The following is a 14,375-nucleotide window of genomic DNA, read 5'->3' on the forward strand; positions in this document are numbered from 1 at the left end:
ATGGAACGTAGATTATTTACGTCAGAGTCTGTAACAGAAGGTCATCCAGATAAAGTTGCAGACCAAATTTCAGATGCGATTTTAGACGAGATTATTAAAGACGATAAAGATGCACGTGTTGCATGTGAGACTGTTGTAAACACTGGTCTTGCAATGATCGTTGGAGAAATTTCAACGTCTACGTACGTCGACATTCCTAAAATCGTTAGAAACACGGTACAAGAAATTGGTTATACGAATGCTGAATACGGATATGATTATAAAACGATGTCTGTATTAACAGGAATTGATGAGCAGTCAGTCGATATTGCTCAAGGAGTTGATGGAGAAGGGGATAACGAATCAAAAGAGAGCGGAACTACTGGAGCAGGTGACCAAGGTTTAATGTTTGGTTACGCGACAGACGAAACTGAGGAATTTATGCCACTCCCAATTACTTTAGCGCATAAACTCGCGCGTCGTCTAACAGAAGTACGTAAAACGCATGTTTTAGACTACCTTCGACCAGATGGAAAAACTCAAGTCACTGTCGAATACGATGAAAATAATCAGCCGTTACGTGTAGATACAATCGTCTTATCCACACAACACGATGAAAAAGTCGCACATAGTGAAATTAAAGAAGATATTAAGCGTGAAGTTATCGATTATGTTATTGATGAAAATCTCATCGACGAGGATACTCGAATGATTATTAACCCGACAGGTCGATTCGTTATCGGTGGACCACATGGAGATGCAGGATTAACTGGACGTAAGATTATTGTCGATACTTACGGTGGTTATGCACGACATGGTGGGGGAGCATTTAGTGGAAAAGACCCAACTAAAGTAGATAGATCTGCAGCTTATGCAGCGCGTTACATTGCTAAAAATATCGTTGCAAGTGGTTTATCTAAACAGTGTGAAATTCAGTTATCATATGCGATTGGTGTTGCTGAACCTGTCTCGATTTCAGTAAATACATTTGGAACAGGTAAAATCGAAGATTCAAAAATTGCAGCCGCAGTACGCAATGAATTTACGTTAACTCCAGACGGTATTATTGAAATGTTAGATTTACAGCGTCCGATTTATAAACAAACAGCAAGTTACGGACACTTCGGTCGTCACGATATCGACGTCCCATGGGAAGCACTCGATAAAGTAGATACTTTAAAATCATATCTTAATTAGTAAAACAGCTCATCATGAGCTGTTTTAATTTTATTTCTATTTAAATTATTGGTATAATTAACAAAGTTAATTGAAAGGAAAGTGAGTTTTATGTCAACAGAAATACTAACAGAGCCTCTATTTATTATCGTTGCAGCTTTGTTACTTATAGTTATTATTTCATTTTTAATTTACTACGTGAAACATCGTAACGAAGTTGAAGAAAATGAAAGATTATATAAAAAGAAAGAAGAAACACTCATCGAAAGCTATGTTAAAAATCAAGAAGATGAACGCATGGCACATAAAAAAGAAGTGTCTCACTTAAATGAAAAATATTTAGAAGATACAACACTTTTAAACAATAAATTATCAAGTATCCAACAATTTACTGTTGATAAAGGTGAATATTTAACAGATTTAGCACTATTAAACTTTAAAAATAAACTCGTCACAGAAGAGAGAATTCGCGAGTCTGATATGTACATTCTGTCGAATATTTATTTACCATCTAGAAATTATACGAACACGCGTAAGATTGATCACTTAGTATTAACGCGCACAGGTATTTATTTAATCGATTCAAAATATTGGAGCGGACATATTTTACATGGTGTGACTGAAGAACAGTACGATGAGATTCCTTATTTAGAAGGGATTTTCCAACTGTTAAACTTAGATCCAAACAAAGAACAAACGTTAATATTTGAAAAAGAAAACGATGAAAAAGTGGCTGTAAATTATTACAACAACACGATCGAAGATACTGAGATGACAGCTGAAAAACTGAGAAACGTATTAAAATTACAGTTTGACGTCGTACCAATTATTTACTTTAACCCGAAAGATAACGGTGGTCATACGATTATGAACTACGCAACAAATAGCAATGCGAAAGTAATCGTAGGAACAGAACAACTTGAAGACTACTTCAATAAACACGTCTTCCAAGGTCGTTTCCAATATACAGTAAAAGATTTAGATGAAATCGCAGAATCACTAATGCGACTAAATCCTTAATTGAAAAACTCACGAAAGTGTAATACTTCCGTGAGTTTTTTTAATTTAAAATATTGATTGATAATGCGACAAAAAATGCACACAACGTAAGTGAAAACATTATTAGTGTGTATAGGAAAAGTTTGATATATTGTTTCTCTTTGAACAATTCGTATTGATCTTTTGTAAAAGCAGAATATGTCGTAAAACCGCCTAAAAATCCAACCATCATTAAATCATAATACTCTCCATTAATAAACTGACTACGAATTATTGTGCCTGCTAAAAATGCGCCGAGAATATTGACAATTAGTGTGCCATATAATGATTTAGGCATATGTATAGATATCATGTCTCTAACGACAGCGCCAATTCCAGAAAGTAAAATAATTATCAGTAATTTAAACATGGCGCTCACCAACTAACTGTTGCACTTTTATTCCGATTAAAAACATCACGAAACCAAATGTCATTGCACATAATAAATAGATATAAAACGAGAGGACATTATACTCTAAAGTCATTGTAAGATGTACAGTCAATGTAGAAAACGTCGTAAATGATCCGAGGAATCCAGTTATAAATATTGATGCATAAAGAGTATCATTAAAACGATTGTATACGAGTCCGAGTAAAAATGGACCGACTAAATTGACGGTGATTGTAGAAATCATAAAGAAACTGTCAAAATATTGAAGGGTATTATCAATACTAAATCGACAGAGTCCGCCTAATATACCACCTAGAAATACTAAAAACATTCTTTTTTTATTCATAAAATTCACCTAATAAATAAAGGTTACGGAAGATCCGTATCCTTTATTATATTATTTTTTGAATAATTTTGTTACTGCGATTCCAGCACCGACTGCCGCAGCAGCTGCAGCACCGACTTTGAACTTTTTATTTGTCGTTACTGATTTAACGAGCAAGTTTAAGTTTTGAGGGCGTTCTGCAAGACGTCTCATGAAGTATGCGTACCAGTCGTTACCGTATGGTACGTAAACTGTCATGTTGTAGCCTTCTTCAACTAATTCGAGTTGATAATCGTTTCTAAATCCGTATAACATTTGGAATTCAAATGAATCGTGTGAAATGTCATTCGCTTCAACGAAATCAATCACGCGGTTAATAATGTTATGGTCATGCGTTGCAATCGAAGTGAAACCTTTACCGTGAGTTAAGTGATATTTAATTAACTCAAAGTAGTTGTTGTCAATATCATTCTTACTTTGGTATGCGATACTTGGATCTTCTTTGTAAGCACCTTTAACTAAGCGCGTACGGTTATCCTTGTACTTTTCAGCGTCTTCCATACTATCAAATAAGTATGCTTGTAACACTGTACCGACATTGTCGTAATCTTTTAATAACTCATCTAAAACAAAAAACGTTTTTTCTTTAGAAGCGTAGTTCTCCATGTCGATATTTACGAACATGTTATCTGCTTTTTTAGCAGCTTCCATAATTTCACGCATGTTTTGTAAGATGAAGTCATCTCCAAGGTTTAAACCAAGTTGTGTTAATTTAACTGAAAAATGTGCATCTAAGTGATTTTTATGAATCGCATCAATCATGTCGAGAATTAGATTTTTTTCTATTTCTGCTTGAGCACGATCTTCAATAAATTCACCAAGGTTATCAACTGTAATAGAAAAGCCTTTTTGGTTTAGTTGACGGATTTTTTCAACAGTGTCGTTTGTTTTTGTTCCTCCGACAACGTGTTGAGCACCAAAACGTAATCCCATTTTCTTCGTTGCATCGTTTACTGGTTTAATTTGAGATAAACCAATAAAAAAGTCGCGTAAAACTGCCATTAAAAATTCCTCCAAAATGTATAAAATATAAAAATAATAAGAACTACCCTTTGTAATGCGGAATATGATTGACATATGTTGCGTTAATACGTGTCATTTCTTGTATGTCTTCATCCGTTAATTGTCGAATCACTTTTGCTGGTCGGCCGAATGCTAGGCTATTCGGTGGTATTTCAGTATTTGAAGTAACGAGTGAACCTGCACCAATAAATGCGTTCTCACTAATTACTGCACCGTCTAATATCGTTGAGTCCATACCGACTAACGCACCACTTCTAACTGTACAACTGTGTAACGTCACTCTGTGCCCAATTGTGACATGATCTTCTATAGTGAGTGGCATATTAGGAGACTGATGAAGGACCGATTGATCTTGGATATTTGTATAATCTCCAATTTTGACTGGCGCAACGTCACCTCGTATTACCGCACCAAACCAAACAGAACAGTGTGCACCGATTTCAACATCACCGATTATTGTAGCATTCTGAGCAATAAAAGTGCTATCATGAATTTTTGGAACGTGTTCTTTATAGTTTAATATCATTATAAACGCGTCCTTTAACTTTGTTATAATTATATAATATCAAATTTTTTACAATATGTAAGGAGGAAAATTATGTGGAAATGGGAAATTGAAAATAAAGCAAAAGGAACAATTGTAATATTACATGACATGATTGAACACCATAAGTATTACATCGATCTAATTTCAAAATTTAATAGTATTGGCTACCATGTGTTAATGGGAGATTTACCAGGCCAAGGTCAAACGACACGTATGAATAAAGGACATGTCGAAGATTTTAAACAATATATCGAACGTCTCACAGAATGGGTAGATGTAGCCAATCGATATGAACTACCAGTAATCGTTGTCGGACAAGGTTTAGGTGGACTCATATTAGCTGAAGCATTAAAAGAAGAGTCGATACAAATTGATGGTGCTATATTTTTAAATCCATTATTTACGTTTAAACAGTCGTTTATAAACCGTAAAAATCTACTAAAATCCTCAATTCGCTTATCGAGAGACGAATCGAAATTTAAACTTGGTGTCGATTTGTCGAGTTTTACATCAGATAACAAATGGTTAGAGCGTTATTCTAAAGACGAACTACTTACTGAAGAAGTGAGTTATCATTGGTATAGCTTAATCAACGAACGTATGAATAATATAGAAAATGATATGAATTTAATTCATGTAGATGTACTATGTATCCATTCAAATGAGAATGACATCATTGATGTGGACCGAAATGTACATATCATAAAAAAAGTGGACAATGATTATTTAAAAATCGTCCGACTGAATAATATAGAACACGGTATTTTCCAAAGAGAAAATATAAGCGTGCCGTTTTATCATGTCGAACGATTTTTAGATGATATTCAACATCGCATCGGATTCATGGGCTAGATCGTCTTCTTTCAATGACTAAAATAAAAGGTGCATCATTTATTTGATTGATGAAACGATACATTAAAACGTTAAAAAAGTGTTGGTCGAGTTTTTCTGCATATGATAAGACTGCGCGTTTTTCATCTTTTCCATTTTCATGGCCATGGTAAATCGTAATAATAATACGACCGCCGACGGATAACTGAGATAGTATTGCTTCGATAGCAGTGATTGTTGAATGAGAAAGTGTCGTAATTGTTTTGTTAGCTTTCGGTAAAAAACCTAAGTTAAACATGGCGACGTCGATATGTTTGTCGACATACTGTAAAACATTCTCATGGCTATCATGAATGAGAGTGAGCTGTTCTAGATTTTTATGATGGGCGATTTTTTCTTTCGTCGATTTAATCGCTTCACTTTGTATATCGAATGCGTATACTTTACCTTTTGAAATATGGTCTAGTAAAAATGAAGTGTCATTTCCATTGCCACATGTCGCATCTACCGCGATCGAGTGAGGGTGAAGTATATCATAAGCGAACTGTTTACTTTGATCTAAAACTCTATTTAGCATAACGGCCTCCAAAATATTACTTAATTTATATTATAGATGAATATATAGTATTTAATATGTTGTTTTACTTAAAAAGAAATTTGCAAAAAGTAATTAAACGAATTATAATAATTTTAGGAAATAGTAGTAAACGTATGACTTTTAGAGAGTTAGTGGCTGGTGAAAACTAACGTCAAAAATTTACGAACTCGTCCATTAATTACAATTAAAATTCTAAATGAAGCTGCACAATGATGTGAATGCGGGTGGTACCGCGGTCTAATAGATCGTCCCAATGTCTTTTGACATTGGGATTTTTATATAGGAGGAAGAAAATGTCATTTAATCATCGTAAAATTGAAAAAAAGTGGCAAGATTATTGGCTAGAAAACAAAACGTTTAAAACGGACACGAGCGATTTTAGTAAAGAGAAATATTATGTGCTAGATATGTTCCCGTACCCTTCAGGTTCTGGGCTTCACGTCGGTCACCCAAAAGGGTATACAGCGACTGATATTTTAGCGCGCTATAAGCGTATGAATGGATATAACGTTCTTCATCCGATGGGGTGGGATGCGTTCGGTTTACCAGCTGAACAGTACGCAATTGATACAGGAAACGATATTCATGAGTTTAACAATAAGAATATCGATAACTTCCGTCGTCAAATTCAAGAGCTCGGTTTCTCATATGACTGGGACCGTGAAGTAAACACGACAGATCCGCATTATTACAAATGGACACAGTGGATTTTCATCAAACTTTACGAAAAAGGACTCGCGTATGTCGATGAAGTGCCTGTAAACTGGTGTCCAGCACTTGGTACAGTACTTGCGAACGAAGAAGTCATCGACGGATTATCTGAACGTGGTGGACACCCAGTAATTCGTAAACCGATGCGTCAATGGGTATTAAAAATTACAGAGTATGCAGATCGTTTACTCGAAGATTTAGACGATTTAGATTGGCCTGAATCATTAAAAGATATGCAGCGAAACTGGATTGGCCGTTCTGAAGGTGCACACGTGACGTTTAATGTTAAAGACACTGAAGAAACATTTACAGTATTTACGACACGTCCAGATACGTTATTTGGTTCGACGTATGCAGTGCTTGCACCAGAGCATGATTTAGTTCAAAAAATTACGACAGATGATCAAAAATCTGTTGTCGAAGAGTATGTTGAAAAAGCATCTCATAAATCAGATCTAGAACGTACAGAACTTCAAAAAGATAAAACAGGTGTATTTACTGGAAGCTATGCTGTGAATCCATTTAGTGGCGAATCGATGCCAATTTTCATAGCAGATTATGTACTTGCGTCGTACGGAACAGGTGCGATTATGGCAGTTCCTGGACATGACGAAAGAGACTATGAATTTGCTAAAAAGTTTGACTTAGATATTAAACGTGTTGTAGATAGTGACGAAGAACTCCCGTTTACTGGTGACGGAAAACACGTAAACTCTCAATTTTTAGACGGATTAAATAACGAAGACGCGATTCAAAAAGCAATCGAACAGTTAGAAGAATTAAAAGTAGGGGAAGCAAAAGTAACGTACAAATTACGTGACTGGCTATTCTCTAGACAACGTTACTGGGGAGAGCCAATTCCTATTATCCACTGGGAAGATGGAACTTCAACTGCAGTACCGGAAAGTGAATTACCATTAGAGCTTCCAAAAATGGACGAAATCAAGCCTTCAGGTACAGGTGAATCACCACTTGCTAACAATGAAGAGTGGCTAACTGTAGTTCGTGAAGATGGTGTTAAAGGTCGTCGTGAAACGAACACGATGCCACAGTGGGCAGGGTCTTGCTGGTATTACATTCGTTACATTGATCCAACGAACGATGAGTTAATTGCAGATCCAGAAAAATTAAAACATTGGCTCTCTGTTGACTTATACGTTGGTGGAGCTGAACACGCTGTGCTTCACTTACTATATGCAAGATTCTGGCATAAGTTTTTATATGACATTGGTGTTGTTCCAACAAAAGAACCATTCCAACAATTATTTAACCAAGGAATGATCCTCGGTGAAGGTAACGAAAAAATGTCTAAATCAAAAGGTAACGTCGTAAACCCAGATGACATTACAAGAAGCCACGGAGCAGACACTTTACGTCTATATGAAATGTTTATGGGGCCGTTAGACGCTTCAGTAGAATGGACAACGACAGGTGTAGACGGCGCGAGACGATTTTTAGACCGCGTATGGAGATTATTAATTGACGAGGACAACAATGTAAAAGAAACGGTTGTCGATAAAGAAACGCCTAAACTCGATAAAGTGTACAACGAAACAGTTAAAAAAGTGACAGAAGACTATGATAATATGCATTTTAATACGGCAATATCTCAAATGATGGTATTCGTAAATGAAGCGTATAAAGTCGATGAAGTGTCACTAGATTATATGAAAGGTCTCGTAAAACTATTATCACCAATCGCACCACACATCACTGAAGAGTTATGGGAAAAACTTGGTGAAACAGATACGATTACGTACGCAGAGTGGCCAACATTTGACGAGTCAAAGCTTGTCGAAGATGAAGTCGAAGTACTCGTACAAGTACTCGGAAAACCAAAAGCGCGTATTATGATGGATCCAACATTAAGTAAAGAACAAGTAGAAGAGATTGCATTAAACGATGAAAAGGTAAAAGAATCAATTGAAGGTAAAACGGTTCGAAAAGTGATCGTCGTACCTGGAAAACTTGTAAATATAGTGGCGAATTAAAATAGTTCGTTATTAAAATATAAACTGCGTCTACGATTTTTATCGTGACGCAGTTTTTTTCTTTTTAAATTTTATTCTCCAAAATAATTATGAAGGCAGGGCTAAATTTTTCTAACTAAAAACCTTTTAAAATATACGATACCGATAAAAAATGCAGTCATCATGAGAAAGGGGAGTAGTGTTGTTAACATAGTATCACTCCTAATAATTATGTAATCACTTTCATTATACTGTATTGTTAAGTAAAATAAAATAATTATTTAGTGTAAGCTAAAAAACCTCATACAATATGATGAGGTTTTCCTAAAGTTAATCTTCTTTGATTTCAGCATCAAGCATTTGTTGTTTTAATGATTGGTCATAAAAAGCGAGACTGTATTGAGCATAACTTGTAATGAATGGATTTTCGAGTTCTGTATACACAAAAAGCTGTTCGATGACGCTCGTTGTTAAATGATTTAGTGCTTCGGTACGGAATTGTTTATTTAACACTTTAGATAAAATTAAAATGTTGCTTTTTATGAGATGATCAAGCACTTTCACTAGACCATCGTAATACTCATTATGATCAAAAGGTAATGCTTTAATGATATGTGTTTCTCTTTCAACATACTCATCTAATGAGCGTAGTACTTTTTCGTGTGTATCTTTTTGTGCGTCTGTGTAGTTATATGTGCCAAATTTATCTGGTGTTGATCTGAATAAAGCATGCATTGCGTAATAGTCATCTAACGGTATCTCTTCATTATCTTCATTGATACGATATGAAACGACTTGCTCGTAACTCATTGCAAGAAGCATATGTTCCACATGGTTTTGAATGAGTTTATTTAAATGCTCTGGTTGAATCGTTTTATTTTTAACGATTGAAGATTCCAGAAACTTTAAGCGTCCCATCGTTTCTTTCATGAGTGGTAATATATGTTGTTCTCTATATTCAAGAGATGAATAATTTGGTGATTTTTTTAATTCTTTCATTGTATACCTTCCTTAATTTGTGTTTTGCCCAGCGTGCTGTCCTGCGACGTATCCAGTAACTAATGCACTTGTGATGTTATACCCTCCTGTATATCCATGGATATCTAATACTTCGCCAGCAAAGTGTAAACCTTTTATTATTTTACTTTCCATTGTTTTTGGGTCAATCTCTTTTAAGTGGACGCCGCCACCTGTGACAAACGACTTTTCTATCGGTTGTGTACCGGTGACTTTAAATTGAAATGATTTTAAAAAATTTAAAATTTTGTTTTTAGATTCGTTATCAAAATTATGTCCAGTCATCGTTTTATCTAACTTTAAATGATTAAACATAAAATCGACATATCTATTTTCGATAAATTGTTTTAATACGTTATGAACGGCTTTATCTTTATTTGCTTTGACATCAATTTCAATTTTTTGTCGTAAGTCATGACTCGAAAACTCTGGAAAATAATCTAGCTCCATCATAACAGTTTCTGTCTTCTGTTTTTCAAGTTCTTTAATTACAAACTGACTACAACGTAACGCTGCAGGTCCAGTAATTCCAAAATGAGCAAATAACATATCCATTTGATGAGAAATTCTTGGTTTCCCGTTTTTCTTTAAAACTGATAGTTTAACGTTTTTTAAACTTAAACCTTTTAAGTCTCCAGATTTTATAAAAGGTTCGTTACTTAAAATTGGCACTTCTGTTGGAAATAGGTTTGTCACTGAGTGCCCAAGATTTTTAGCGAATTTAAATCCATCTCCGGTAGATCCAGTGTGCGGTACACTTTTACCGCCAGTTGTAATGATAATATTATGACTTTTAATTGTCTTGCCGTCTGTTAATTTAACACCTGTGATTGAAGCATTATCATGAAGAATCTCCTTCACTTCGGTATTTAATAATATTTCGACGTGTTGATTGTCTAAACAATTTAAAAACACTTGTAAGACATCTTTAGCTTTATTTGAAACAGGAAACATTCTACCATGGTCTTCTTCTTTTAATTTGACGCCGTGCGACTCTATAAATTGTATGATTGATTGGTTATCAAATATAGAAAACGGCCCGTATAAAAACTTACCGTTACCTGGTATGTTTTGAATGATCTCTTCGTACGGTAGGTTATTCGTCACGTTGCATCTACCGCCACCAGAAATCAGAAGTTTTTTACCGAGCTGCTTATTTTTTTCGATGAGTAAGACTTTTTGCTTGTTTTCACTTGCAGCGACAGCGGCCATTATACCGGATACTCCGCCACCGATAATTATCGTATCGTACATCGTGTTTCACCTCAATTGATTTAAAAAAACGAATGAATCTATTATAATATAGCTTAATGATTATGTAAGAAGGTTTTTAAATGTCAAATTCAAATCAAAAAATGTTTAGAAGTACGCTGTTCTTGTCTTCAGCGAGTCTAATTACACAATTTTTAGGAATGATTTATATCATTCCATTTTATAGCATCATGGGTGGAGAAGAAAATCTAGCACTATACGGATATGCTTATACACCTTATACTATCATGCTTTCAATCGCATCCGCAGGTGTGCCAGGTGCTGTTTCAAAATTCGTTGCAAAGTATAATTCTCTCGGTGCATTTCAAACGACGCAAAAACTCTATCGTTCGAGTCTTGTTGTTATGTTAGTATCTGGGTTGATTTGCTTTATGGTACTGTATTTACTCGCACCTGTCATTGCTGATATTCAGCTCGCGGCATCTTCAGATGGTGAGCACGTATGGGGACACGATGAAATTACAAATATTATTCGTGTCGTCGCATTTGCAGTAATCGTCGTTCCATTTATGGCGACGTGGCGCGGTGTCTTCCAAGGGTTTGAATCATTTGGTCCAACAAGTGTTTCATCAGTTGTAGAACAAGTTGTACGTATCATAATCGTTTTAGTCGGATCATACGTTGTGATTCGTATGATGGGTGGAACGATTCAACAGGGGAACCAAATCGCTGTATTTGCAGCTTTTGTCGCAGCAATAGGTGCGATAATTACACTAGCAGTATTTTGGTTTAAACGTAAAAAATTGATTGAAGCTTCTCTTAAAGAAGATAAGACTGGTATTACATTATCTTATAAAGAAATGTATAAAGAGATTATTTTATCTGGTATTCCATTTGTAGTTATCGGTATTACATTTCCAATGATGATGTTTATTGACCAATTGACACATAATAACGCACTGGCAATTGTAGGGGTACCGTCAAACGTGCAAGATGCATGGTTTGGAATGTTAAATATTACGACTCAAAAACTCGTTATGATTCCAGTCAGTTTAGCTGTGTCGTTTTCAATTACGATCTTGCCGTTTATAACGAAAAGTTTTCAACAAAAGAAGTTTAACGAACTCGAGCATCAAGTAAGTACGATGTTGTTACTTCAACTGACATTAGTCGTACCCGCAGCAGTCGGTATGATGATTATGGCAGTGCCGTTATATACATCATTTTATAGTTTTAGTGAAATGGGTATTAAAATTTTAACGATTTATGCGCCAGTTTGTATTGTGATTTCTGTATTTAGTATGACAGCATCTATCGTCCAGGGAATAGAGAAGCAAAAGTTTAATGTGCTTGTAGTGTTACTCGTCTTAGTCATTAAAGCAGCGCTAAACTTCCCATTAATTATGTACTTCCACACTGTTGGTGCAGTTATTTCAACAGTCATTGCGCTATTTTGTGGAGTGATGTTCAATTTCTTTATCATTAAAAAGTATGGAAAATTTAGTTTTAGAAAAATATTAACACCGATGTTAGAAATCGTTCTATACAGTTTAATTATGCTTCTAGCTGTAGAAATCGTTTATGGATTATTTGTTTTATCATTAGATATTACAATAAGAAGAAATGCGATTATAACTCTCGCGACGTGTGTCATTGTCGGAGCGTTCATTTATTTAGTGGTTATATTTAAATCCGGTCTGGCGGACAGAGTACTTGGTGAACGTGCAAATAAGATTCGAAGTAAGGTGAGATTCTTATGAGACTCGATAAGTATTTAGCGCATGCAAATTTTGGTTCTAGAAAAGAAGTCGGAGAATTGATCAAAAGTGGTCGTGTAACTGTAAGGGGAAAAACCGTTAAAGACAGAAAATTAAAAGTAAAAGTCGAAGATGAAGTTAGAGTCGATGGCTTTACAGTTGTATTAGAAGAATATATGTACTTTATGTTAAACAAGCCACAAAATGTGATTTCAGCGACTGAAAGCTTTGAGCATGAGACTGTTATTGATTTAATCGATCATTCTCAGTATCGTGAATTATTTCCAGTTGGTCGTCTCGATATCGATACGACAGGACTACTCATCATCACAAACGATGGTAAGTTAAGTCATCAATTGCTGAGTCCGAAAAAAGAAGTATTTAAGACATACTATTGTAAACTTAAACATGATGTATCAAAGTCAGATATTACTTTTTTAGAAACAGGTATACCGTTAAAAGACTTCACGACAAAACCTGCCAAAGTTGAAGTCATCGAAGAGGATGAAGTTCTTTTATCAATTTCAGAAGGTAAATTTCACCAAGTGAAGCGAATGTTTAAATATTTAAATAACGAAGTACTCGAGTTAAAACGAGTCAAGTTTGGAAATCTAGTATTAGATGAGACACTTGAAGCGGGCGAATATCGACGCTTAACAGAAGATGAATTAACAGATTTAAAAAAATTAATTTAAAAAACGTTTATAAAAAACACCATCGGGTATGTAATAGATAGTTGAGAAACTAATTACAACGAAGAGGTGTTTTTTATTATGAAGAAATTATTAAAGAGAGTGTTACAGTTAGCAGCAGTTGTTGGTGTAGGTTACGCAGTTAAAAAATTAGCAGATAACGAAGAAGCGGTAAAACGTGAAATAGAAAAAGCAAAAGAAGATCCAAAAGGATATGCTAAAAACGTTCAAGATTCGGCGAGTGGCAAAGTCGATGAACTTGCTGAAAAGGCAAAAGGCACTGTCGACAAAGTTAAAAATGAAGCAGTAGACTTCCAAAACAAAGCTTCAAAAGACTTAAATGAGTTAAAAGACAACGCGAAAGATGTTAAAAATCAAGTGGCAGATAAAGTAGAAGACGTAAAATCACAAGTCAACGAAAAAGTTGAAGATGTGAAAGTTAAAGCTGAAGACGCGAAAGACAAAGCTCAAGATAAAGCTGAAGAAGTGAAAGACAAAGCTCAAGATAAAGCTGAAGAAGTGAAATCTAAAGCTGAAGATAAAGTCGATGAAGCTAAAGACAAAGCAGAAGACGTGAAAGAAGACGTCGAATCAAAAAAAAAGGAAGTTAAAGAAAAAGTAGAAGATAAAAAGGACGAAGTGTACACAACTCCGGATTCTACAGCTGAAAAGAGCACGAAAGGTTCTAAAGCAGTTCTTGCAGACGAAGGCGGATTAGCTGCAAATGAAGTTAAGAAAGAGCAACAAAAAGCCAAAAATGAAAAATCAGTAAAGAATACTGAAAAACAATTTGATAAATACGACAAGAAGCAAGGCAACAAAAAGGACTATGAAGTTGTGGATGAAGAGGGTAAATTCGATAGTAACCACAACGTGCACATCGTAAAAGAAGATAAGTAATCAGACACACCCTAAAACAAAAGTTTTAGGGTGTTTTTTATCTTAAATTGCGTTGTGTTATGAGGAAAGTCGATAAATTGAGCTAGAATGATGTTGTATTTTACAAAAATGAATGACTATGGTTGAAATCTGTTAGATATAATAGGAT

14 protein-coding genes are annotated in these 14,375 nt (G+C 35.0%); 7 read left to right on the forward strand and 7 right to left on the reverse strand.

Annotation, left to right across the window (positions count from 1 at the left end; all coding sequences use genetic code 11):
- Nucleotides 1-1,176, forward strand: a complete 1,176-nt coding sequence (gene metK / locus BBS29_RS07230) for a methionine adenosyltransferase (protein ID WP_068130728.1) — start codon at nucleotides 1-3, stop codon at nucleotides 1,174-1,176.
- 90 nt (nucleotides 1,177-1,266) lie between these two features.
- Nucleotides 1,267-2,175: a nuclease-related domain-containing protein gene (locus tag BBS29_RS07235; protein ID WP_068130731.1), complete on the forward strand. Its 909-nt coding sequence runs from the start codon at nucleotides 1,267-1,269 to the stop codon at nucleotides 2,173-2,175.
- A gap of 40 nt (nucleotides 2,176-2,215) precedes the next feature.
- Here the strand turns inward: BBS29_RS07235 and BBS29_RS07240 are convergent, their stop codons facing one another.
- From BBS29_RS07240 to BBS29_RS07255, 4 genes are read right to left on the reverse strand one after another with little or no spacing between them, the layout of a single operon-like run.
- The gene (locus BBS29_RS07240) at nucleotides 2,216-2,563 is read right to left on the reverse strand and encodes a fluoride efflux transporter FluC (RefSeq protein WP_068130734.1); all 348 of its coding nucleotides are present in this window, start codon (nucleotides 2,561-2,563) and stop codon (nucleotides 2,216-2,218) included.
- Nucleotides 2,556-2,930 (reverse strand): fluoride efflux transporter FluC, encoded by a 375-nt coding sequence (locus BBS29_RS07245; RefSeq protein ID WP_068130738.1) that lies wholly within the window; start codon nucleotides 2,928-2,930, stop codon nucleotides 2,556-2,558. The genes BBS29_RS07240 and BBS29_RS07245 overlap by 8 nt, the downstream gene beginning before the upstream one ends.
- 51 nt (nucleotides 2,931-2,981) lie before the next feature.
- Nucleotides 2,982-3,971 carry a proline dehydrogenase family protein gene (locus BBS29_RS07250; protein WP_068130741.1) on the reverse strand — a complete coding sequence of 330 codons (990 nt, stop codon included), beginning with the start codon at nucleotides 3,969-3,971 and terminating at the stop codon, nucleotides 2,982-2,984.
- 43 nt (nucleotides 3,972-4,014) lie between these two features.
- Nucleotides 4,015-4,518, reverse strand: a complete 504-nt coding sequence (locus tag BBS29_RS07255; protein WP_068130743.1) for a gamma carbonic anhydrase — start codon at nucleotides 4,516-4,518, stop codon at nucleotides 4,015-4,017.
- 72 nt (nucleotides 4,519-4,590) lie between these two features.
- On the opposite strand from BBS29_RS07255, the gene BBS29_RS07260 reads away from it, so the two are divergent.
- Nucleotides 4,591-5,391, forward strand: coding sequence for an alpha/beta hydrolase (locus BBS29_RS07260; RefSeq protein WP_068130747.1), 801 nt, complete (start codon nucleotides 4,591-4,593; stop codon nucleotides 5,389-5,391).
- Here BBS29_RS07260 and BBS29_RS07265 read toward each other — a convergent pair.
- Nucleotides 5,381-5,947, reverse strand: coding sequence for a tRNA (mnm(5)s(2)U34)-methyltransferase (locus BBS29_RS07265; protein ID WP_068130751.1), 567 nt, complete (start codon nucleotides 5,945-5,947; stop codon nucleotides 5,381-5,383). The genes BBS29_RS07260 and BBS29_RS07265 overlap by 11 nt on opposite strands.
- Nucleotides 5,948-6,261: 314 nt before the next feature.
- Between BBS29_RS07265 and leuS the strand changes: the two genes are divergently transcribed.
- Nucleotides 6,262-8,670, forward strand: coding sequence for a leucine--tRNA ligase (gene leuS, locus BBS29_RS07270; protein ID WP_068130754.1), 2,409 nt, complete (start codon nucleotides 6,262-6,264; stop codon nucleotides 8,668-8,670).
- Between the two features lie 309 nt (nucleotides 8,671-8,979).
- Here the strand turns inward: leuS and BBS29_RS07275 are convergent, their stop codons facing one another.
- Both BBS29_RS07275 and BBS29_RS07280 read right to left on the reverse strand, forming a co-directional pair.
- The gene (locus BBS29_RS07275) at nucleotides 8,980-9,648 is read right to left on the reverse strand and encodes a hypothetical protein (RefSeq protein ID WP_068130757.1); all 669 of its coding nucleotides are present in this window, start codon (nucleotides 9,646-9,648) and stop codon (nucleotides 8,980-8,982) included.
- A gap of 12 nt (nucleotides 9,649-9,660) precedes the next feature.
- Nucleotides 9,661-10,920 (reverse strand): NAD(P)/FAD-dependent oxidoreductase, encoded by a 1,260-nt coding sequence (locus tag BBS29_RS07280; protein ID WP_068130759.1) that lies wholly within the window; start codon nucleotides 10,918-10,920, stop codon nucleotides 9,661-9,663.
- Between the two features lie 80 nt (nucleotides 10,921-11,000).
- Here BBS29_RS07280 and BBS29_RS07285 point away from each other — a divergent pair, with 80 nt between their 5' ends.
- The 3 genes from BBS29_RS07285 (at nucleotide 11,001) to BBS29_RS07295 (ending at nucleotide 14,227) form a co-directional block, all read left to right on the forward strand.
- On the forward strand, nucleotides 11,001-12,638 hold the full coding sequence (locus BBS29_RS07285) for a putative polysaccharide biosynthesis protein (protein ID WP_068130762.1): 1,638 nt from the start codon (nucleotides 11,001-11,003) through the stop codon (nucleotides 12,636-12,638).
- Nucleotides 12,635-13,330, forward strand: a complete 696-nt coding sequence (locus BBS29_RS07290; protein WP_068130765.1) for a pseudouridine synthase — start codon at nucleotides 12,635-12,637, stop codon at nucleotides 13,328-13,330. Before BBS29_RS07285 ends, BBS29_RS07290 begins: the two co-directional genes overlap by 4 nt.
- Before the next feature lie 78 nt (nucleotides 13,331-13,408).
- Nucleotides 13,409-14,227, forward strand: coding sequence for a hypothetical protein (locus tag BBS29_RS07295; protein ID WP_068130768.1), 819 nt, complete (start codon nucleotides 13,409-13,411; stop codon nucleotides 14,225-14,227).
- Nucleotides 14,228-14,375 lie beyond the last annotated feature (148 nt).

Source organism: Nosocomiicoccus ampullae (assembly GCF_001696685.1).
Classification (GTDB): domain Bacteria; phylum Bacillota; class Bacilli; order Staphylococcales; family Salinicoccaceae; genus Nosocomiicoccus; species Nosocomiicoccus ampullae_A.